The organism is Rhodococcus sp. I2R (genome assembly GCF_020889545.1).
Lineage (GTDB): Bacteria > Actinomycetota > Actinomycetes > Mycobacteriales > Mycobacteriaceae > Rhodococcoides.
In genome coordinates this window covers 61,809-82,146 of record NZ_JAHUTG010000012.1, presented here as the reverse complement: position 1 = coordinate 82,146, position 20,338 = coordinate 61,809, and the positions used below count along the sequence as shown (strand labels likewise).

19 protein-coding genes and 3 pseudogenes are annotated in these 20,338 nt (G+C 62.0%); 10 read left to right on the top strand and 12 right to left on the bottom strand.

Going from position 1 to position 20,338, the window contains the following annotated elements:
- Position 1: 1 nt before the first annotated feature.
- The 4 genes and pseudogenes from KVY23_RS14485 to KVY23_RS14470 all read right to left on the bottom strand — a co-directional run.
- A complete protein-coding gene (locus KVY23_RS14485) occupies positions 2–1,186 on the bottom strand; it encodes an NAD(P)/FAD-dependent oxidoreductase (protein WP_230557179.1) in 1,185 nt (394 codons plus the stop codon).
- Positions 1,092–1,301 carry an NAD(P)/FAD-dependent oxidoreductase gene (locus tag KVY23_RS14480; protein WP_230557178.1) on the bottom strand — a complete coding sequence of 70 codons (210 nt, stop codon included), beginning with the start codon at positions 1,299–1,301 and terminating at the stop codon, positions 1,092–1,094. Before KVY23_RS14480 ends, KVY23_RS14485 begins: the two co-directional genes overlap by 95 nt.
- A 46-nt stretch (positions 1,302–1,347) precedes the next feature.
- Positions 1,348–1,947 carry a TetR/AcrR family transcriptional regulator gene (locus tag KVY23_RS14475; protein ID WP_230557177.1) on the bottom strand — a complete coding sequence of 200 codons (600 nt, stop codon included), beginning with the start codon at positions 1,945–1,947 and terminating at the stop codon, positions 1,348–1,350.
- Between the two features lie 180 nt (positions 1,948–2,127).
- Positions 2,128–2,603, bottom strand: a pseudogene (locus tag KVY23_RS14470) (transposase); the annotation flags it as partial.
- Between the two features lie 1,231 nt (positions 2,604–3,834).
- Between KVY23_RS14470 and KVY23_RS25290 the strand changes: the two are divergent.
- Positions 3,835–4,520 (top strand): annotated as a pseudogene (locus tag KVY23_RS25290) (hypothetical protein).
- Positions 4,521–4,538: 18 nt separating this feature from the next.
- Here the strand turns inward: KVY23_RS25290 and KVY23_RS14460 are convergent.
- A complete protein-coding gene (locus tag KVY23_RS14460; protein ID WP_230557176.1) occupies positions 4,539–5,168 on the bottom strand; it encodes a hypothetical protein in 630 nt (209 codons plus the stop codon).
- A gap of 84 nt (positions 5,169–5,252) precedes the next feature.
- Here KVY23_RS14460 and KVY23_RS14455 point away from each other — a divergent pair, with 84 nt between their 5' ends.
- From KVY23_RS14455 to KVY23_RS14435, 5 genes are all read left to right on the top strand, one after another.
- Positions 5,253–5,726 (top strand): TetR/AcrR family transcriptional regulator, encoded by a 474-nt coding sequence (locus tag KVY23_RS14455; protein WP_230557175.1) that lies wholly within the window; start codon positions 5,253–5,255, stop codon positions 5,724–5,726.
- Positions 5,727–5,882: 156 nt separating this feature from the next.
- Positions 5,883–6,206 (top strand): SAV_915 family protein, encoded by a 324-nt coding sequence (locus KVY23_RS14450; protein ID WP_230557174.1) that lies wholly within the window; start codon positions 5,883–5,885, stop codon positions 6,204–6,206.
- Positions 6,203–6,493, top strand: coding sequence for a hypothetical protein (locus KVY23_RS14445; protein WP_230557173.1), 291 nt, complete (start codon positions 6,203–6,205; stop codon positions 6,491–6,493). Before KVY23_RS14450 ends, KVY23_RS14445 begins: the two co-directional genes overlap by 4 nt.
- Entirely contained in the window at positions 6,493–7,590 is a 1,098-nt protein-coding gene (locus KVY23_RS14440) for a hypothetical protein (RefSeq protein WP_230557172.1), read from the top strand. Before KVY23_RS14445 ends, KVY23_RS14440 begins: the two co-directional genes overlap by 1 nt.
- A 112-nt stretch (positions 7,591–7,702) precedes the next feature.
- Positions 7,703–8,188 (top strand): hypothetical protein, encoded by a 486-nt coding sequence (locus KVY23_RS14435; RefSeq protein ID WP_230557171.1) that lies wholly within the window; start codon positions 7,703–7,705, stop codon positions 8,186–8,188.
- A 3-nt stretch (positions 8,189–8,191) separates the two neighbouring features.
- Here KVY23_RS14435 and KVY23_RS14430 read toward each other — a convergent pair whose 3' ends face one another.
- Both KVY23_RS14430 and KVY23_RS14425 read right to left on the bottom strand, forming a co-directional pair.
- Positions 8,192–9,097 (bottom strand): HNH endonuclease, encoded by a 906-nt coding sequence (locus KVY23_RS14430; RefSeq protein WP_230557170.1) that lies wholly within the window; start codon positions 9,095–9,097, stop codon positions 8,192–8,194.
- Between the two features lie 46 nt (positions 9,098–9,143).
- Positions 9,144–9,785 carry an isochorismatase family protein gene (locus tag KVY23_RS14425; RefSeq protein ID WP_230557169.1) on the bottom strand — a complete coding sequence of 214 codons (642 nt, stop codon included), beginning with the start codon at positions 9,783–9,785 and terminating at the stop codon, positions 9,144–9,146.
- 116 nt (positions 9,786–9,901) lie between these two features.
- Between KVY23_RS14425 and KVY23_RS14420 the strand changes: the two genes are divergently transcribed.
- Positions 9,902–10,849 carry a GlxA family transcriptional regulator gene (locus KVY23_RS14420; RefSeq protein WP_230557168.1) on the top strand — a complete coding sequence of 316 codons (948 nt, stop codon included), beginning with the start codon at positions 9,902–9,904 and terminating at the stop codon, positions 10,847–10,849.
- A 137-nt stretch (positions 10,850–10,986) separates the two neighbouring features.
- On the opposite strand, the gene KVY23_RS14415 is transcribed toward KVY23_RS14420, so the two are convergent.
- Together KVY23_RS14415 and KVY23_RS14410 are read right to left on the bottom strand one after the other, a co-directional pair.
- On the bottom strand, positions 10,987–11,421 hold the full coding sequence (locus KVY23_RS14415; protein ID WP_187346691.1) for an SPW repeat protein: 435 nt from the start codon (positions 11,419–11,421) through the stop codon (positions 10,987–10,989).
- A 175-nt stretch (positions 11,422–11,596) separates the two neighbouring features.
- Positions 11,597–12,028: pseudogene (locus tag KVY23_RS14410) on the bottom strand (Hsp20/alpha crystallin family protein); the annotation flags it as partial.
- 224 nt (positions 12,029–12,252) lie between these two features.
- Between KVY23_RS14410 and KVY23_RS14405 the strand changes: the two are divergent.
- Positions 12,253–13,086 (top strand): adenylate/guanylate cyclase domain-containing protein, encoded by an 834-nt coding sequence (locus KVY23_RS14405; RefSeq protein WP_230557166.1) that lies wholly within the window; start codon positions 12,253–12,255, stop codon positions 13,084–13,086.
- A gap of 108 nt (positions 13,087–13,194) precedes the next feature.
- On the opposite strand, the gene KVY23_RS14400 is transcribed toward KVY23_RS14405, so the two are convergent.
- The 3 genes from KVY23_RS14400 to KVY23_RS14390 form a co-directional block, all read right to left on the bottom strand.
- Complete coding sequence (locus tag KVY23_RS14400; protein WP_230557165.1) at positions 13,195–15,432, bottom strand: NADP-dependent isocitrate dehydrogenase; 2,238 nt, start codon at positions 15,430–15,432, stop codon at positions 13,195–13,197.
- A gap of 204 nt (positions 15,433–15,636) precedes the next feature.
- Complete coding sequence (locus tag KVY23_RS14395) at positions 15,637–17,361, bottom strand: hypothetical protein (protein ID WP_371829882.1); 1,725 nt, start codon at positions 17,359–17,361, stop codon at positions 15,637–15,639.
- A gap of 110 nt (positions 17,362–17,471) precedes the next feature.
- The gene (locus KVY23_RS14390; protein ID WP_230557163.1) at positions 17,472–18,938 is read right to left on the bottom strand and encodes a serine hydrolase; all 1,467 of its coding nucleotides are present in this window, start codon (positions 18,936–18,938) and stop codon (positions 17,472–17,474) included.
- Between the two features lie 184 nt (positions 18,939–19,122).
- Here KVY23_RS14390 and KVY23_RS14385 point away from each other — a divergent pair, with 184 nt between their 5' ends.
- Together KVY23_RS14385 and KVY23_RS14380 are read left to right on the top strand one after the other, a co-directional pair.
- On the top strand, positions 19,123–19,470 hold the full coding sequence (locus KVY23_RS14385) for a hypothetical protein (protein WP_230557162.1): 348 nt from the start codon (positions 19,123–19,125) through the stop codon (positions 19,468–19,470).
- A 161-nt stretch (positions 19,471–19,631) separates the two neighbouring features.
- Positions 19,632–20,318, top strand: a complete 687-nt coding sequence (locus KVY23_RS14380; protein ID WP_230557161.1) for a tellurium resistance protein — start codon at positions 19,632–19,634, stop codon at positions 20,316–20,318.
- Positions 20,319–20,338: the final 20 nt, after the last annotated feature.

Genomic DNA, 20,338 nt, shown 5'->3' with positions numbered 1-20,338 from the left:
GTCAGACTCCGATCGGTGAGGGCCTCACGCGCCGCGCGAGCGCAGCTCTGGCCAATATGGGCGGGGTGATCGCGCGCAGCGGCGAGACTGTGCGCGCACCCATCGTGGAGACCGCTTGCGCAACCCTGTCGCTCCAGGCACCGCCGCGGAAAACGAGCTTCTCGATCGGGTTGAACGTACGGCCTGTGGAGAACCCGGCGATCAGTCGGTGATGCATCCCGAATTCGTGCCGGTGCGGGCGGCGATACGACCTTAACGCTGCGTCAACTGCTCGATCCGACTTGCCCTCCGCAAGGACAGGGCCGAGGCCGTCGGCCAACCACTGCGCCCCCGCAGCGGCGAAGCCGCACCCGGTACCCCACACGAAGTCCGTGACCTGAGCAGCGTCACCAACGAAGGCAAGCCCTGGTGACGAAACCTGTCGCCGGGAGTTCTCACTTGTAACGACGCCGCGCCATGTACCGACTCTGTGCGCCGAGGAGAGATCTGGGCCATCCGGTAGCGAAGACATCATCGACACAACTTCCCCGTCGAGGTCGGCCTTGAACGCAGCAATACGTTCTTCTGTTCGCATCGGCGCAGAGCACACCCATCGTGAGACCCCCATCGGTCGGAAAGTGGTAGGCGATGTCGGGATCGAGCATCCAGATCCGCGAGCGAGCGATTCCGTCGTCGTCTTCGTTGCGCGGCATGCCCTCGCAATACGCCGCATGCCCGAACCTGTTGTGCGGCAGCGTTCTGGCTTCCACCCCGCCAGGGTCGCCACCGCCGACGAGGCACCGTCCCCTCCGATGACGACTCGCGCAAAGATGTCGGCGACCTGTCCGCCGCGCTGGACGCGAACTCCTATGAGACGACCGCCCGGATCGCGATGCACGGCAAAGACCCGTGGTCCCGCGCGATAGTCGACGCCCTCGGTTGCCAAAGCTACGGACCTCACAAGCGGATCCAGCACCGACCGTCGCACATTGATGCCTTCTGCGAACAGATCACCACCGAAGCCCGGCCTTATCCAGCCGTATCGAGTCCAGATGTCGGTAGGCCCCTGCGGCCCGGCAGCCTTACGCAATTCGCCCAGGATGCCGAGGCGCTCAACGACCGGCACAGAGAGGGCAATGATCTCGTGGGTGCACAGTTGCTTGTTGTGGCCGATCCGCGGACCGTTCGACCACGGTGACCCGTGCACCGTGCCTGGCCAACAGCGTCGCAGTAGTGGACCCTGCAACGCTTCCCCCAACGATCACCACATCGGTATCCGCAGTGCTCGTCACGACGCCAGGCGATTCAGTTGAGATTGTCATGTCTGATGATGACAACCGATGGTTGCCAGTGTCAAGTGATCGCGTCCTACAGAATGGTCGTGAGCATCTTCCGAATGGCGCGCCGAGCCTCATCGCCGTGTTGGAATTCAAGCCATCCGTCCCGCCACAGACCTGCGCTGCCGTGCACCATGGACCAACAAAGCATGGCGACGATGTCCGTGTCCTGGTCCGTGCGCCAACCGTCACGCTGGGCTTCGGCGACCGTGTCGGCCAGAACGTCCCACGCAGCGCGACGAACGCGGGTGAGCTCCGGGTCTCGGATGTCGATCTGGTCCGGACTCGAGGCCAGAACGAACAGCCCTCTGTTGACTACTGCGAAGTCGACGTATGTCATGCCCAGGTCTGCGAGGCGCACCAAGGGATCCTGCCCTTCCGCGGCAGCGACGGTGTCAATGAGCGCACAGCGGAGACGCTCCGTGCCCCGGGTGGCCAGAGCCGTCAACAATCCCATTCGGTTGACGAAAAAATGGGCTGGCGCTTGGTGCGATACGTTCGCCCGCCGGGCCACGGCGCGGAGGCTCAGCTTGCCTCCACCGCGCTCGCCGACCTCGACCTCCGCCGCGTCGAGTAGCGCGGCGCGCACGTCAGTAGGTCGATCTCTCGCCCCTGTGCCCGTTGCATCCATCGCTCGAGTCTACGAGCGAGCCGAAGGTAGACGCGACCCGCCCGAGAAGCAATTGGGACACAGTCCTTCTGCTGGCAGACGGATCAAGAAGATGGGGCAGCTCCGGTAGGTCCGTGGAACTCCGATAGCGCCCCATGAAGTGGTGCAGTTCGGTGCACCATCTGGTTCGTGATCAACGAGTTATGTTGCATGATAGGCGCTTTCGAGTTGCGGTGTCAACGGTTCGGCGGTTGTGTCTGGTGATGCTGCTGCGCGTTTCTTCCTGGCGATGATCTCCTTGTTGAGCCGTTCGATCGGATTGTTCGACCAGATCCTCTGCCAATGCGATTTCGGGAACGACCGGAACGCCAGCAGGGCCGCCTTCGCGCTTTCCATCATCGCCGCCACCTTCGGGAACGACTCAGCCAGGGTGTCGACGACTTGATCCCATTGATGGGCAACAGCTTCCGGCTCAGTATGCGCGAAGAACGTCTTGATTGCCGCCGTCACCGGAGGTACCTGCTTCGACGAGACCGCCGAGGTGACGTTCCGCATGAAATGCACCCGGCACCGCTGCACGACACACCAGCGAACTGCTGCGTCACAGCAGCTCTATACCCCGCATGCGCATCGGAGATCACCAGATGCACCCCCGAGAGGCCGTTCGGCGAACACCCGCGCCGGGTCGGCACTTGAGTGCGTCGAGCTGGGCGATCAGGGCAGAATGGTCGTGGGTCATCGCGTGGGTCCTGTGGTCGAGCCACTGTGAGAGGTAACTCGTCAATCACTACACGATGGCCCACCCACAACACGGGCACGACGCGCCCGAGCTGCGGCTACGCCGCCTCACCGAATATCCACCACGTCAGGGGAATTGCCCCTGCCGAGCAGGATCCCGGGCGTTGACAAACTGAACCGGATTCCAGTGCGTCAACAGTTGGACCTAGCGCAAACTGTCCGAGGAAAGTTTGCGAACACCGACGGACCGCCAACGGGTTCTTGGCCCGTCGCGACCATGAGGGAAACGTGACCCACTACATCCAATATTACGATGAGGGAAGGAGCATCAAACGAATGGACGTCACCGGTTAAAGCCACAACGAAATACCGACACCACATGTGGTTGATATAGTCCATGACAGAAACCCCGCCACCGGGCAGACCTTCCCACGTGAACTTACTCGGAATGTGCGCGCTGCCACCCCGGATGAGATCCCATGACTGACAATCCAATAGACCGGTCGATAGATAGTTCGCACACGACGGACTATTATTCGAGAGACCAAGCAGCGTCAAGAATGGCCAGGTTCTTGCCTGACCCCCTATTTGGAGTTCCGGCTAATTGAGATGTTGCATGATGATGACATTGCTGTGCAGGTATCTGTAGCCGAATCTCTCGTGACTGGAGTCGGAAGGTCTGGACTGGTCGCCGTGCTGCAGGACCTAAGAGAGAGGCTGGAGGATCCCGATACGGACAGGATGGTTACCAAGCTTGACGAGTTGCAGGGGTCCGGCCGTGCACAGATCTTGCAGGAAGCTAGGACGATCCTCGCCGAAGGAACCACGCCAGCCATCCAGTTGGCGATCGCTGAGATTGAACGATTGTTCGGCTACTACATTTGACGGGAACTGTTGTGCCTCAATACCCAAGGACCGCTCGAGAATGGTCGGACGTAAACGAAGAGAGTTTGGCACTGTCGGAGAGTTGGGTGTCAGCCCTGCCGGCGCCGAAATTCTGGACGCACTCGGATTGACGCACAGTCCAGACTCAACGGAACCCGCTGCCACATCCGTTGCCGATGAAGACGACTGGAGTCACATCAGCGTCCTCCACCGAGCGTAGCAACGAAGACATCGAGCTGGTGAGACTCGATCATTCTTGTCGGTGCGTCCTGCCAGGATGTCGGCATGTCACATTTCGACGAGGGATTCGCGCCCCCAACGGCGTGTGTGCAATGGTGCCAACTCCGCAGTTACGACTTGAACGTCCTAGACGACGGCGTCGTGGTGGACCTTGACTGGTGGAACAAGCACCTCGAGCGCGCGGGTCATGACATTCGACTGAGCGGACGCAATCTCGACGGGAAATTCGTCACCGACGGCTTCGCGACGGTACAGCGCAACGACCTTCGCATCGGCACCGACCTCGCAGGTGGTGACACAACCCGCACTTGACCCGCCCCAACGAGAGTCCGCTCGCCAAGACACTCACTGTCCTCGACAGCTGCGTACGTGACCGTCGACTCCCCGACCTCCCGACCGAATCCTGGTCCGGGTGGCCGGATGCTCCGGGCGTCGGTGTGTCTTTGATGGCCACTTTTCTCTGGGCCGTCAAAGGATCCGTGGCAGGCGGCCCGGCACAGCTGATCGACCAATTCGGGGTGTCCACCCTCATCCACGAAGGTTGGCTGGAAGACCCCGCCGTCACCGGGTTCACGCTACGCCGCTACGACCGCTACGTCGCCCTCCTCACCAGGTGGGCAACCGATATCGGCACCAGACCCGAACTCGTCGAGATGTGGCTCGTGCAGCGCTGGAGCGCCCGAGTCCGCGAAGCACGTTTCGGTAGCCACGCCGCGCCGACCCTGTTCTGACAATCTGTGCTGCGGCCGCTATGAACGTCGTTCGGTCGCGTGGTCTGAAGCCACCGAAGTCCGAGCAATCGTACGCAACAGCCAGACGCTGAGCCCGGCGATCGATATCGCCAACACGCTGATACCAGCCAGGAGGGCAGCCTCGGGAACGAAGGCGCGCAACGCAATCACAGTCCCCGACACCGCGTAGCCGACCAGAGCGAGCATGGGCGGGCGAGTCGGCGCCAACGCGCACGCCGCAGAAAAACACAAGGTGCCAATCAAGAATGCCATTGACGCGATGACCAAGGCGACTCCGAGCGGGCCGTCGAGCAATACATCGATCTGCTCTTGCGGCAGTTCGATGAACACCAGATTGATGACCGCTTCGGCTGCCACCAAGGCCGCGAGGGCCGCAATGTTCAAGGATGTCGCCAAGACAGCGAACCGTCCGCTCATCCCGGTGACGACCGCAAGGCCGATGACGAAGAAGATCGCGAAGATTTCTGCACCTGGTGCGAGAAGCTGCGTCCATGCTGCCGTCGGCAGAAGTTCAGCTCGTTTGGCGGCGTTGACCAGCAGGACCACAGCTGCTGCGAAGCCCCACCAGGCGGCCGATCGTAGCGGCAGGGTTCGAGTGATCGATTGCTGAACGGGAGTAACGGACATGATGCCTCCTCGATAACGACTGTTATTGATAACAGTCGTTATAGTGGTGTGGCAGGCGCCGAAAGTCAACGGATGGAGTGTGAATTGACGTCACCCACGGTTCGCGAACAGCTGATGTCCGGCACGTTGGCGTATCTGTCGTCGGGCACCGCGAGCGATACCTCGGTCCGCGCACTTGCCGCCGCATCCGGGCGATCGACGATGTGCGTCTACTCCAAGTTCGGATCCCGATCCGCATTGTTGACCGCGGTTTTCGACGACGCCGCTGAGCAGTGCTTGGCCGCACTCGAACCCAGCGGCGACCAAGAGTCGATGATGGACCGCTATTCACAGTGGGCGGCCGACCACCCTGGCCTCTACCAAATGCTGTTCGAGCACGATCTCGCGTCCTTGGGCGTCGAGACCTCCCACCGGACCACGTTGATCGAGCAGGTCTTGGCACAGTTCTCGCTCCACACAAAGTGCGGATCACCCGCCGACGCCCAACGGCTTTGGAGCACGACCCACGGAGCCATCGTTCTCGCACGCCACACCGAAAACCTCACGACTCGTCAGTAGCGCGGGTCCACACTCCCTCACCAAGGTGACGCAACGAAGCGAGTGATCCGAAAGGAATCGACCGGGCGAGCTTCTAACCCCGTCACTCCCTCCGGCTACACTCCATCGCAACGCTGACGCGACGGGGGTGTCGGCATTGGTTTACCGGGGGGGTCAGTGTCCGAGCAGCAGGGGGCTTCGTCGAGGCTCTACGTTCCATTGAAACCAGTAGTCGGGGGCGCTACAGTACGATCCGTCGAACTGCGTGGGCTCGCGGACGGACGCGTCGGGTTGACCGCCTACACCTCCCTCGCCTCACTGGTTCGCAGCTGCGGCGACGGGCAACCGTGGGGGCTGGTCGACGACGGCGGACTCGACGACATACTCGCATCCTTCGACATCGACGTCGTTCTTCTGGACGCCGAACTCCCTGCACGTGACAAACGGTTCCGCGAACCAGAGGCCAGGCAATCGAGTTACATGACGGACCCGGTCCGATGAGTTGGTACGGCCTCGACATCGGCGACCTCAACGAGCCCGCCAAACTCCTCGTCGACAATGGGCAGACGCTGGATGCGGCAGGAAACGAGGCACCCGAGGTGCCCAACGCCGGACCGTCCACTGCCCTGATCGGAGACGGGATCGCTGCCCTGGCACAGGCCATGTCCGACCTGGTCGTGTCATCCGCGCGGGCCGCGCACGCCGTCCAAGACTGCGACGAAGGATACGCGGCAACCGAATACATGAACGGCGCAGACATCGCAGACGCAGCGGACGGGACACGCTGATGCCGATCTACGTACACCTCGACGTCGACATCAACTCATGCCGCACCTGTGCTGCTGCGCTCGACGAACTCAGCACGGTCGCTGAGTCTAGTGCCGACAAGTTCAAACAAGCACGAGACAAGTCGGAGTACGTCTGGGACTCACCCACAGGCAACGACTTTCGAGACACCATCACGACGCTGGCCAAAGCAGCCGAACAAACATCCGATCACGCCTCAGCGCTCGCAGCAGCTCTACGAGTCTTCACCGACTCCATGCTCACTGCGAAAGAGCACCTCAACAGAGCAGCAACGCTGGCAGCATCAGCTGGACTCTGGGTCGGTCCGAATTCGTGCGACGCGACGTGGATCGGCGACCCTGAACCGCTGCCCCTGACCGGTCCATGGACGATCGAACAGCGAACGAAGCAGGCGACCCAAGTTTCGGCCTACAACGACGCCCTAGAGATGGTCGATGATGCGCGTGCAATCGAGGCCGGCGCTCATTCCACGCTCTCGGCAACGTTCGCCGACAGCGAGGGCTGGCTCGACCGCCTACGAAGCTCGGCGCCCTGGATGATTGCCGGTGGAACGGTCAGCTATCTAGGCACAGCGGCTCAGCAAGCCGATCAGTGGGGATCCATCGCGCAAACCCGAGCCGCGCAGGTGGGGCGTTTGGCCGACATCGCCGGAGAGGCACTTCCTGATTCCGTCCGCACTTCGGCGGCCCGCGCATCAACAGTTTTTTCTTCTGCAGCGGACGATGCGGCGCGATACGCAGCGCAGAACAGCGCATTGCTACCGGGGTCGTTGACGAAGAAAATTGGTGAACAAGCGACGAGGGGGCTGCCCTTGGCAGGTTCGGTTGGGTCCAAGATCCCGATTGCCGGCGCTGCGATCACCGGGGCACAGATCTACAACAACCTGCAGGGCGTCGAGAGCGGCGGTGAGGCCGCCAAGGTCGTCGCGAAGGACGCTGGCGGGTTCTTGGCAGGCACGGCCGCCACGACGTTGCTCCTTACCAGTGTCGCAGGAGGACCCGCAACACTTGCCGCTGTCGGTATCGGGGTGTTTGTAGGTTGGGGCGTTGGCGAGATCATCGAGTTGGCCGCTGACTGACATGCGATCGAGAAGAAGGCCTTCACCCATTCCGGACAAGATGACCGGCGAACCGCGCCCGCCTACGGCGCCACGAACCGAGACGACCTCGATTCACACGAGCGCTCCGGACATGCCAGACAAAGCCGGAGGGCCGCCATCCGAGTGGGGCGTCGCATTGGAGTGGTTTTCCCAACCTCGCGGCGACATTTTCCAGGGCAGCGTTGGCTTCTTCGTGCTTTGTCTAGCGGCCTTCGCAGTCATCACCGGAGGGTTCGACTGGGTGACCGACTGGTTCCCCTGGGGCTTCAGTGGCGGACTGAGTTTGTTGATCTATTTCGATGCTCGCCGAGACCGCGTCCTAGCTGGTTCGCAATGGGTACAGACGCGGAAAGAGTGGGTGTCGACCTATGAGCTCACACGAATCCGGTCGACCAACGTCGGACTGCAACGCGCGATGAAGCTCGAGGATAACCACGGGCACAAGCTCGTACTGGTCCTCCGGCACGCGCAAAAGAACACCAAACTGTGGGACTTGGTCTACAACGGGATCGTCCACTCCGTCGCGAGCGGGGACTGCGACATCTCGAAAGCTGCCCGTCGGATTCTGAAAGTGTGAGCCCTACGCTGACCGGAATCGGTCGTAGCTCAGGGCCAGCAGATCCCGATCCGGCCGCTGAGCCCTGACGGACGGCAGCACCATCAGTTTTTGATCGTGACGCTCTTTGAGCCCGTATTGCAGCATGGGGCCGTCGATCTCGTCGAGCAGATCGGCCCGAATCTTGACGACGTAGTCCGGGGATACCCCCATGATGTGGGCGTCATAGGCAGCGTGGTGAATCTTGCACATCGCCAAACCGTTGCGCACAGTCGGGATTCCGGCCTCGTCGGAGTCCGGAACGATGTGTGCGGCGTCGAGCAACTGGCCGTGCGCGAGAGAACAGACAGCACAACGGGTCTCGTATGCACGCATGACGGTCGCCCGAAATACCGGCTGATGCAGTCGGCGCTTGCTCTCCGCCATCACGTAGCGTCGAAGCTGGCTTTCCGCAGGTGAGGTGGCGTCGACGAGTCCTCGAATCGCACCGGGAATGATGACGAACTGATGCCGTTCCGGTTCCTCAGCCAGTAGGTAGACCGGAAAGATCGGCTGATACATCGCAACACCGACCCCGAAGAACCAGATCAGCGGCAACTCCAGCTCCATCGCCGCCCGCAGCGCCCTGTTCTCCGGATGATCGAGATCCTCACCTCGCCACTTGTAGCGCAGCAGTCCGTCGTCACCCATCTCGTCCTCGTACGGACGCTTGGCGCCGTCGGGGCGATACACGGTCCGGATGGACAGAGCCGCCGCCAGCTCCTTGGGCTTGCGAATACCGCGTTGCGGATCCATCAACCGAAAATGCTGGTCGTCGAAGGTGAAGTCGAGCAGGTCCGTGGAGCTGATCGACTCCAATCCGTCGCTGGTCCTCAGCTTGAGCCACTCCATAGCGGAATCGCGAAGCCGTGTGTCGAGATCATCGGACACGCGACACCGCGCTGATACCCGCACTGCTCATGACCGACATTGTGCCTCATGCGGTCGGGCGAGCTGCCTCGTTTCCCTGGGCAGCCGAAATGACGAGATTGCTTGCCGGGAGGGCTTCCCCGGACTTGACTGCCTCGGTCCAATCGGCAGTCGTAGCGACGGCGGCGAAGTTCGAGTGCAGAAGCACCATCAGCGTCTCGTGCACTTGCCGAGCGGATACCGAGCCCGCCTCGTTCGACAGGTTGATTGCGCCGGTGGCGTCGGAGAGGATCTCCACCGACAGTTCGAGTGCCTCGGCGTCGGCGGAGGTGGCGAGGTCGCAGTTGTTGGTCATGAAGCCGACAATGGTGACGGTGTCGACGCCCTGTGCCTTCAACCAATCGGCGACGTCGGTGCCAGCGAACACACTGCTGTACTGCTTCTCCACGCGCTTCCAGGACGGCTGGAGCTGAGCTTCGATGTCGGGGTGCAATTCGTACGTCGGAGTGCCCTTCACGAATGCCGGAGCCCCCGCGGGCATCTCGTGCTGCACGATGACGACGGGCAGATCCTGCGCAGCGGCCACGTCGAGTGCGTTGACGATATTCGCGAGTGACTCGTTCCGAGGTGGGTACTGAATCTGAAGAACGCCGTCGAAGTATTCCTGCTGGACGTCGATGACGATGAGTGCGCGGTGCGGTGTGGTCATGTCGATTTCTCCTCGATGGTGGTGCGATCTGCTTTCCATCATTGGTCCCCGGTGTTGCATCCACGAGTGGCACGGATGCATACTTTCGATGAGTTTGCGCCAAGATCGGAGGTCTCGTGAAGATCGCGCTGTATGCCTTCGACGGCATCACGATGTTTCATCTCGCTGCACCACTGATGGTGTTCGGTGAGGTGACCCGCCTCGGCCTTGCCTCTGATTGGAAGACGCAGCTGTGGTCCGATCAGGCGGGCTCGGTCAGAACGATGGAGGGCTACACCCTCGGTGACATCGCGGGGCCCGCCGCCGTCGAGTGGGCCGATATCGTCATCGTCCCGTCGTGGCCGGATGCACTGCCACCGATCGGCGACGCTCTGAGAGAACAGCTCCGCACGGCGCATCGGAGGGGCGCCGAGGTCGCGGGACTCTGCCTCGGCGCCTTCCCGATCACCGATACCGGTTTGCTCGAAGGCCGCGCCGCCGTAACGCATTGGACCAAGATGGCCGATCTCCGCGAGCGCAACGCCCAGGCCAACGTCGACGAATCCGTGCTCTATATCGACCACGGTGACGTCATGACCTCGGCTGGAACGGCGTCGTCGATCGACTCGTGCCTGCACATCGTCCGCAAGCACCTCGGTTCCGCGGCGGCCACCCGCGTCGCCCGAAGCCTGGTCGTCGCACCGCACCGAGACGGCGGGCAGGCACAGTACATCGAACGCCCACTGACAAAAGCCGCCGAAGACACCGCCATCGCCGACGTCATGCAATGGGTCCTCGGAAGACTCCACGAGCCGCTGTCGATCGAGCGGCTCGCCGAGCAGGCGCGGATGAGCCGTCGAAGTTTCATCAGGCAGTTCCAGCGTGCTACCGGCGCAACCCCAGCGCGATGGGTGCTCGAGCAAAGACTGAACGAGGCGCGAAGCCTCCTCGAGACGACCGACCAGAGCATCGAGAGAATATCGGACGCTTGCGGTTTCGGAAGCGCAACAACGTTCCGTCAGAATTTCACGTCCGCGTTCGGGGTGAATCCGACGGCGTACAGGAGGCAGTTCGCGCACGCGTGACACCGGCGTACGGAGGTAACGCAGGCTCTGTCGTCATCTAGTCACTGGTATTCGTTCTGAGCGCGCGACTCCCCCACCGAACTCGGATCCGACCGAGCGGTCAGCAACTCGAACTCACGACCTGACGCAACCGCGCCTCAGGATGATCGCTTCAGCATGTCGGTGCCCGTAGCCACGGCGACCATCCCCAGCACGAACACCAGCGCACCGACGACCACGTTCGACCAGATCATCGCGGTACTGGTGGTCACGTCTGCGACAACCCAGGGGGCCACGATCATCCAGACACCGAGTAGCGGTGCGATGAAACTCATGCCGTGAGTTCGGCCGTAGGCCGAACCGAACGCGGCCGCCAACAGAGCGATCGCAATACCTGCAATCAGGTTGGGCACAGCCAGGGCCTGGTCGGCGAAGCCGATGATCCAGGCGGACCCCGCCGCGTACAACCCCGCCATCATCATCACACCGTCCGCAACCTGAACGGTGGGCTTTTCTGCTGCCTGGTCGTAGCGCTCGCGAAGCGCCATAATATCCGGGTGCGTGTGCATCGTGGAATGCGTCGATGACGACATGGTGATCAGCTCCTCGGGTAGAGGGAAGGCAATCCGGCCTATCCCGGCGGTAAAATCATTGGGTGCAACGCCTTTCGACGTGTAGACGGTGTGGTCAGTCGTTCTTTTCGCCGTCGGCATTCGCCTCGACGTCGGCGTCGGGTTTGGTGTCGGCCTCGGCATTGGCGGCGTCGCCGTTGGTCTTCTTGATTTCGATGTGCTTCTCCGCTGTAGGAGAGTCGGTCACCGGCATCGTGATACTCAGGACACCATCGGTGTAGGAGGCGTCGATCTCGTCTTCCTGTGCGCCGACGGGTAGCGGCATCGACCGATAGAAGCTGCCGTAGTGGAACTCGGACCGGATGCCTTCACGCCGCTCTTCGGTGCGTTCGGCCGTTATCGTCAATTGTCCGTCGCGGACGCTGATGTCGACGTCCTTGTCCGGGTCCATCCCGGGTAGTTCGGCACGCAAGGTGTAGCGGCCTTTGTCGAGGTGTTCCTCGACGCGGATCATCTGACCGTCGAGTGCGGCCCCGGGGGAAATGTCCTCGAACCTGCTCATCAAATCCGACCAGAACGGCTGTGTCATCCAAGACTGGCGAGGGCTGCGGGGGGACAGAGTGCTCATCGTTGGCTCCAAGCGTGAGGGTTCATCAGTGGCGACCCTTTCGATTCCACTCCGCATCCGCTCCCCCAGGTAGGGTCGACAGTCCTCATTTGAAGGACCACTTGCCCCTGAAAGCGAATCGCATACGTTTCCGTCCCCAATTCAAGCCGAACCCGACTGTATGGTTTTGTCGGACATGTCGAGATTATTCGCTGCAACGGGGCGTCGAAGGCAATGATGAACGTGTGACTCTGTGGATAATTGCAGCCTCGATCGAGCTCGCCGTGATCATCGGGCTCGGTGTATGGATCATCGTCTCGCGCCGACAGCTCACCGGAGCGCGGCGCGCACTCGAGCGCGCCCGCAACAACACACCTGGTCGACGTCTGCGACGTGGCGTGGCCCCGCTAGCGATCAGAACGGTCTTCCATACGGCTGACTCTTTGCTCAACAAAGGTATCGGCGCGACCGTGCGCAACTCCGTGGAGGACTTGGCGGGCTGGGCCAGGGTCGAACGGCCTGACCTCGCCAGAATGACCGCCGACGGTGACATCGTCGTCATGTTCTCGGACATCGAAGGATCCACCGCACGCAACGAGGACATGGGAGACCGGGGCTGGTTGAAGCTGCTCGAACGGCACAACAGGCTGATCACCAAGCAGGTCGAAATCCATGGCGGACACGTCGTCAAGAATCAGGGCGACGGCTTCATGATCGCGTTCTCCGACCCGGCAAAGGCTGTGCGATGCGGGATTCGCGTGCAACAGGCTCTGGCGGACAAACCCGATCGCTGGAACAACATTCGGGTGCGTATGGGCGTCCACGTGGGCAGCTCGGTAAGGCGGGGCGACGATCTCTTCGGGCTCAATGTCGCTATGGCCGCGCGCGTCGCGGGCCAGGCCGAGGGTGGCGAAATTCTGGTCAGCGAACCGGTTCGAGACGCTCTCGGCGAGGCTTACGACATCTCGCTGGGCACTCCGCGCGAGGTTGCGCTCAAGGGTATGAAAGGCCATTTTCAGTTGTATCCGGTCGAGCTGCCCGCGCTGAAGACTGCAGACACTGCGCAGCAGCTGGATTGAGGAGCACTCCGGGTGCGCTTGGTCCGTTCATGCGGTAGACCGACCCACCCTATGTGAGCGGAAATGCATAGCGGGCTACGCATTTCCGCTCACGTGCGCCGAAGGCGCCTATTGCTGAGCCGACTCCAACGCGTCGTTGAACGTCTTGCTGGGGCGCATGACGGCGGCGGTGGCTTCGGGGTCCGGGTAGTAGTAGCCACCGATGTCGACCGGCTTGCCCTGCGCGTTGTTCATTTCCTTGATGATCGTTTCTTCGTTCTCGGCCAACGTCTTCGCCAGACCGGCGAAATGCTTGGCCAATTCCTCGTCCTCGGTCTGGTTAGCAAGTTCCTGCGCCCAGTACATCGCGAGGTAGAACTGGCTGCCTCGGTTGTCGAGCTCGCCTGTCGAACGCGAGGGTCCCTTGCTGTTCTCGAGGAGCTTGCCGGTCGCCGCGTCCAGAGCATTCGCGAGCAGAGTCGTCTTGGTGCTCTCGGTCTTGCGGCCGAGGTCTTCGAGGCTGACTGCGAGCGCCAGGTATTCACCGAGCGAATCCCAACGGAGGTGGTTTTCCTCGATCAGCTGCTTGACGTGCTTGGGTGCAGATCCGCCTGCACCGGTCTCGTACAGTCCGCCGCCGGCCATGAGCGGCACGACCGAGAGCATCTTGGCGCTGGTGCCGAGTTCGAGGATCGGGAACAGGTCGGTGAGGTAGTCACGCAGAATGTTGCCGGTTGCGGAGATGGTGTCGAGCCCGCGGACCAGACGCTCCATCGTGTACCGAATCGCGCGAACCTGCGACATGATCTGGATGTCCAGACCTTCGGTGTCGTGATCCAACAGGTAGGTGCGCACCTTGCCGATCAGCTCGTTCTCGTGCGGGCGGTACGGATCGAGCCAGAAGACAACCGGCATTCCCGACTCGCGCGCGCGTCGCACAGCCAGCGCAACCCAGTCCTGAATCGGCGCGTCCTTGACGATGCACAGGCGCCAGATGTCGCCCTCTTCGACGGTCTGCGTAAGCAGCACCTCGCCGGTCGCAATATCGGTGATGTTGGCGATGCCCGCCGTCGGCACCTCGAAGGTCTTGTCGTGCGAGCCGTACTCCTCGGCCTGCTGCGCCATCAGGCCGACGTTGGGGACGGTACCCATGGTTGTCGGATCGAACTGGCCGTTCGTCTTACAGAAGTTCACCATCTCCTGGTAGATGCGGGAGAACGTCGACTCGGGGTTGACGGCCTTGGTGTCCTTCGGCCGGCCGTCGGCGCCCCACATCTTGCCGCCGGCGCGAATCATCGCGGGCATGGATGCGTCCACGATGACGTCGCTGGGCGAGTGGAAGTTCGAGATACCGCGTGCCGAGTCGACCATCGCCAGTTCCGGGCGAGTCTCGTGGCACTTGTGCAGGTCCTCGATGATCTCGTCGCGCTTGGACGCCGGAAGGGCCTCGATCTTGCTGTACAGATCCGACAGACCGTTGTTGACGTTGACGCCCAGCTCTTCGAAGAGCTCATTGTGCTTTGCGAACGCGTCCTTATAGAACACGCGCACGGCATGACCGAACACGATCGGGTGCGAGACGCGCATCATGGTTGCCTTGACGTGGAGGGAGAGCATGACGCCTGTTTCGTAGGCATCCTGCATCTCCGCCTCGTAGAACTCGAGAAGTGCCTTCTTGCTCATGAACATGGAGTCGATGACGTCGCCGTCGGTGAGCGAGACCTTCTCCTTGAGCACGATCGGCTCGCCGTCGGCGGGCAAGAGTTCCATCTTGATCTCACGGTCGCCGTCGACGACCGTCGACTTCTCGCCGTGGTAGAAATCGCCCTCACGCATGTGCGCGACGTGGGTGCGCGAGGCCATCGACCACTCGGTCATGCTGTGCGGGTGCTTACGCGCGAACTCTTTGACGGCCTTGGGCGCGCGCCGGTCCGAGTTACCCTCGCGGAGAACGGGATTGACCGCACTGCCGAGGCACTTGGTGTACCGGGTGCGGATCTCGCGTTCTTCTTCGGTCTTGGGGTTGTCGGGCAGGTCGGGAATCGCGTAGCCCTTGTCCTGCAGTTCCTTGATCGCTGCGTGCAGCTGCGGCACCGAGGCGCTGATGTTCGGGAGCTTGATGATGTTGGTCTCGGGCAGCTGCGTCAAACGTCCCAGCTCGGCCAGGTTGTCGGTGACGCGCTGGTCTTCGGTCAGGTAGTCGGGAAACTCGGCGAGGATGCGATTGGCGACGGAGATGTCACTGGACTCGATGTTGATGTCGGCCGCGCTGGCGAACGAGCGTATGACCGGCAGGAACGCGTGAGTCGCCAGCATCGGCGCCTCATCGGTCAAGGTATAGATAATGGTCGGCTGTTTCGCAGTCATGTTCGCCTTTGCCTCAGTTTCAACGTCGTCTTTTGGATGCGTCCGCCTTCACTTTAAACTTCGAACGCGATCTTGTGCGGGGTGGAGGGATATCACTCACTCGAGCCGCCGTAGTTACTCACGGGTAGCCGAACGCGCCGGCCCGAACGCGGCCTGTATAGCCTGGTGACAAGGTCTTTCGTACGCATCCCGCCGGAACGGCAATCAGTCCGAACAGCAGTGATGCGCACCTGATCGGTCGCCCGGCGTCGCGGTCATTCGGCAAAAGCATGACGACTCGACCGGAACGTCGGCCATGGCGACAGCAAGCTCGAGCTGCTGTTCGATGATGTGGGCCTCGGCGCTGCGATCGAGAGCAAGAAGGCACTCGTGGTACCCGTGTAGTGCCCATACGTTGGACGGGTGCTGCAGGGGTCGCGGCAACGTGGCGTCGAGACCCAGATCTGCGCGGTACACCGCCGCAGCGTCCTCGACGTGACCCTGTTCCAGCAGCAAGGCGCCGTAGGCATGCCGTGTCGGTTGCATCCATCCCCACGGCTCGTCGTAGGGAAGACCGTCGTCCAGCTCGATCGACCGACGCAACGCGTCGAAGGCTCGGTCGTAGTTGCCCTTCCGGTACTCGAGCTCACCTTCCAACATGGCACCTGCGACGGCGAGAATATCGAGACACGTGTTGTTGAACAGAGTGCGCGAGGGTGCAACCCGGGTCAATGCGCTCCTGAACAGATCGCTCTCCCGCTCAGCATGCTCGACCTGCGACGTCGCCGAGTAGGCAACGCCTTTGGCGTAATGCATCATCGCTGTGGACACGCAGTACAAGTCCGGATCCGACGGCATCTCCAACTCGATGATGTCCTGCCATCGACCGAATCTGATGTACACGTGCACCCGCATTGCGAGAAAACCCTCCAGCCAATCCGCCATCGGCGGACTTTCGACGCGGAGCAGGTCCTCTGGTATCGCCGACTCGAGCGCAGTAGCGGTGTCGATGGCAACCGCGGACTGACCGAGAAACATCGCACCGTAAATCTTGAAGTGATAATTGTGCGCACGGTAGAGCGTGTAGAAGTTCATCGGCCCTTCGCGGCTCAGAAATCGCTCGTCGGCCGCTATCGCATCGGTATTCGAGCTGACGACGCGTCGATAGTCACCGCACAGAACATCGAGATGCGTTGGCATGTGATGCAGGTGGCCGGCATCCGGAACCAGCCCGCGCAATCGATCTGCCACGACCATCGCCTGCTCGGGAGCAGAAGACATCTCCATGAGGTGGATGTACATGTGCAGCACGCCGGGGTGGCCATGGCCGCCATCCGATTCGAGCGCGCGGTCGAGGACTTCCCTGGCTTCCAGCGCTCGTGAACCTGGCGCTGGTTCACCAGTGCGTAGGTCCCAGAGTTCCCACGGCGTGAGGTTCATGAGTGCATCTGCGAACAACGTCGCGACGTCCAGATCGGCGGGGTGGTTGAGATACACCGCGCGCATCGCGTCGGCGTACTCGTCGTTCCACACGGACCAGGGTTGTTCCGACGAGTCCGCTCCGACTGCGGTCTCGGACACAGGGTAGCGGTACCGCAGTGCCTCGATCAGTTCCCGTTCGACGCTCGTGTGGTTGTCGTCGGCGGCTCCGGCAGCATCTTCGGCCGCTCTGTGCGTACGAGCCACGGTGGTCGTCAGCTCTGCTTCGTCGAAGAACTCCCACGGCTTGTTGTAGTTGGGACCGAGCGCGTAGGCCAGACCCCAGTACGCCATAGCGCACGTCGGGTCCTTTTCGATCGCTTTCGAGAAGCACTTCACAGCCTCTTCGTGATTGAACGCGTAGGACCACACGAGCCCGCGATCGAACCATTTCTGCGCATCCGGAACGGATGTGGTGACTTGCCGAGAGTGATTGCCCAGATCGTAGTAATCGTCCACGTTCTGCTCCATAGCCTGCGGCGTCATGGGATCGGAACTTCAATGATGGCACGCTGAGATCGAGGTTGTGCACGGTTTTCAGGCGAAAACGGTGCACAACCTCGATCTCGGCGGAGGCGGGACTAGTCCATACGGAAACGTTTGTAATTGACCACCTCGTTGGCGACCACGAGGGCCGTGGCGAGGAACACGGTGCCGAGCAGAACCCAGAACACGAGGGTGACATCGGGAGCCCAGAGCCACATGACCGACAGTGAGGCCCCGACCAGTGACGGCACGCCGATGAAGGCGCCGAACAACACAGCGCCACCGACAAGCGCCGCAATCGCGATACGCACACCGGCGCCGACGAGGGATCGCTCACGAGTCTTACCGGTGAACAGACCAGTGATCACCCACGCGATCACCGCGACCAGCACCGCCACGAGGCCGAGCAGAATGCCGAGGGCCGGCAACGCCAGCGAACTCGGCAACGCTGTCGTCGACCCATCGAGCACCAATGTTGTGAGATTGCGCCCCACTGCAGCGATGCGCTCGGCTTCGATCTCTCCGTATTTGTTGGTAGCCAACACTATTGCCGTGTTCTCACCGGGAACGAACGCGACATAGGTGTAGTAGCCGGGCACTGCACCCGAGTGCCACCACACCTCCTGTCCGTCGATGTTCTCGTGGAACAAGCCGGCGCCGTATTCCGTCCCCTGCCCCGTGTCCACCGCGGGCATGGAGGCTTCCCCGTCCTGCAACTCCCCCAGACGCCACGACGCGTACCGGCCCAACTCCTCGATGGATCCAGCCAGATAGCCGTAGCCGAGCCCCGCGGAGTCGACGCCGACGTCGATCGGCTTGGCCGAGCCGAAGAACGGCACATGCCCCGGCGGAACATCCTCGGTGTACTGGGTCGGGTCGGTGATGGTGTCGGTCGCATCGGCGGGCCCCAGCACCTCACTTTCGAGGGCGTCCGCGAACGAGCCACCGGTGGATTCCTCGACCACTGCCTGCAACAGAAGGTAATTCAAGCTCGAGTACCGGAACTCACCGCGCTCGGAGACGCCGGCCGGCTGCGGAAGCGAACCCGCGAGTTCGGCTGCCGACTCCCGCCGAGTCCAATCGTCAGTGACGCTGAGATCGTGCGGGAGGCCGCTCGTATGGTGCACGAGATCGTCGACGGTGGTGGCGGGATCGGCAAGCATGCCACTGGCCTGCGGCACGATGGCGACGACGGGAGCTTCCGCGTCGATGACACCCTCTTGCTCGAGACCGAGCACGGTGGCGGCGGTCAGTTGCTTGGACACCGACCCCCAAACGAACGGGGAGCCGTCGTCGACGGGGTCACCGTTCCCGTCGATACCGGTCGATGCTGCCGCGAGCACCCCGTCGGTATCGACGATCTGCGCGGTCATGCCGGGTGCGCCGATCTCCGACGCCCAGTTGACGACGGCTTCCTGCAATTGCGTCGGCGACGGCGTTTCTGCGGTGGCAACACCGCCCATCGCTATCGCAGCGAACGCAACGCATAATCCCATCGCGAGCGCTCTCCGTGCAGCTTTCAGCATGTTGTCCGCTTCCCCCTCGGCTCGACCGGCCCACATGTTCGCATGACGGATATGTCCTTCGAGCGAGGGCAAACACCGTTTACTCCCCCGCCACCGCTGCGTTTCCTGTACTTCGTTTTCCATTCACTGAAGAGCCTCGGCCGTCGCGCCTGAGGTAACGCACGTTCCTGCGGTCTCGATGAAGAGGAATCACGCGCGATCGCCGATGAATGGAGACCTCATGCTGAAGGAGGCGCTAGCTGTACTGGGAATATCTGCCGCAAGCTTGTTGACGTTCGCCCCGACTGCGGGTGCTCAGCCGTCCAACGAGAACCCTTTCGGGCCGTGGGATTACACGGACAAGTTTGTCAGCGTTGTCGATCCGGCTGCATACGGGAGCAAGAGCGACCGCTCGATCATCATCAGCCCGTTCGGGACCAGCCACAAGATCGAATGCAATTCATTTCACGCACAAAGCTGGTGCACACAAACCGATCTCGCAGGCAAGAATCACGCTCTCACTCCGATCACACCACAGACCGGATCTGCCGCAGGCCTCCGACAGGTCTACGTCTACAACCCCTTCTGACGCACCACCCGATCGCAGCGCGCTGCCGCCGTGCGAATTCGCGCCCGTCGTGGGCGTCGTACAGGCCTGAGCTCGCGCGGCAGATCGGCCAATGGCCGACCCGTGGCCATCGCGACTAGGCTCAACGGTGCAAACCGGACATCCCGAACAGAAGGCTCTTCATGGCAATCGATTACACCCGCAAACCTTCGACCCCCGCGGAACCACCGGTCAGCCTCAGCAAGGTGACGCTGTCCAAGGCGCAGCCCTCGGTCAGCCTCACCAAGTCTGGTGAGAAGCAGGGCTCGATGCGCGTCAACCTGAACTGGTCGACGGGCGCTGGGGCACCGCAGCCGAAGAAGAAGGGCTTCTTCGCCAAGCTGGCGGCCGCGTCGTACGGAAGCGGTGGCGTCGACCTCGACCTCGGCTGCCTCTACGAGCTTGCCGACGGCACCAAAGGTGTCATCCAGGCTCTCGGCAACAGTTTCGGTGCGGTCGACAGAGCCCCGTACATCGCGCTCGACGGCGACGACCGTTCCGGCTCGGTCACCGGCGGCGAGAACATGCACATCAACCTCGCCCGTCCCGAGTTGTTCAAGCGGATCCTCGTTTTCGCGATGATCTACGAGGGCGCACCCAACTGGGCAGCCGTTGATGGCGTCGTGACGCTCTTCCCCACCTCCGGACCACAGATCGAGGTCAAACTCGACTCGGAGAGCAACTCCGCACGAATCTGCGCAATCGCACTGCTCGAGAACGGCAAGCAGGGTTTCACCGTCACCAGGCAGGTCGAATACATCCAGGGCAGCCAGTCCGATCTCGACAAGAAATACGGCTGGGGCATGCAATGGGCGGCCGGTAAGAAGTAGCCGGGGTTTCAGCACCGAAT

Excerpts from the sequence above, each read along its gene's own strand:
- KVY23_RS14445 (WP_230557173.1), top strand. The coding sequence starts at position 6,203 with ATGAGTTGGTACGGCCTCGACATCGGCGACCTCAACGAGCCCGCCAAA.
- KVY23_RS14380 (WP_230557161.1), top strand. The coding sequence starts at position 19,632 with ATGGCAATCGATTACACCCGCAAACCTTCGACCCCCGCGGAACCACCG.
- KVY23_RS14385 (WP_230557162.1), top strand. The coding sequence starts at position 19,123 with ATGCTGAAGGAGGCGCTAGCTGTACTGGGAATATCTGCCGCAAGCTTG.
- KVY23_RS14400 (WP_230557165.1), bottom strand. The coding sequence starts at position 15,432 with ATGACTGCGAAACAGCCGACCATTATCTATACCTTGACCGATGAGGCG.
- KVY23_RS14440 (WP_230557172.1), top strand. The coding sequence starts at position 6,493 with ATGCCGATCTACGTACACCTCGACGTCGACATCAACTCATGCCGCACC.
- KVY23_RS14475 (WP_230557177.1), bottom strand. The coding sequence starts at position 1,947 with ATGGATGCAACGGGCACAGGGGCGAGAGATCGACCTACTGACGTGCGC.
- KVY23_RS14460 (WP_230557176.1), bottom strand. The coding sequence starts at position 5,168 with ATGTCCGTTACTCCCGTTCAGCAATCGATCACTCGAACCCTGCCGCTA.
- KVY23_RS14390 (WP_230557163.1), bottom strand. The coding sequence starts at position 18,938 with ATGTGGGCCGGTCGAGCCGAGGGGGAAGCGGACAACATGCTGAAAGCT.
- KVY23_RS14480 (WP_230557178.1), bottom strand. The coding sequence starts at position 1,301 with ATGACAATCTCAACTGAATCGCCTGGCGTCGTGACGAGCACTGCGGAT.
- KVY23_RS14395 (WP_371829882.1), bottom strand. The coding sequence starts at position 17,361 with ATGGAGCAGAACGTGGACGATTACTACGATCTGGGCAATCACTCTCGG.
- KVY23_RS14415 (WP_187346691.1), bottom strand. The coding sequence starts at position 11,421 with ATGTCGTCATCGACGCATTCCACGATGCACACGCACCCGGATATTATG.
- KVY23_RS14425 (WP_230557169.1), bottom strand. The coding sequence starts at position 9,785 with ATGACCACACCGCACCGCGCACTCATCGTCATCGACGTCCAGCAGGAA.
- KVY23_RS14435 (WP_230557171.1), top strand. The coding sequence starts at position 7,703 with ATGCCAGACAAAGCCGGAGGGCCGCCATCCGAGTGGGGCGTCGCATTG.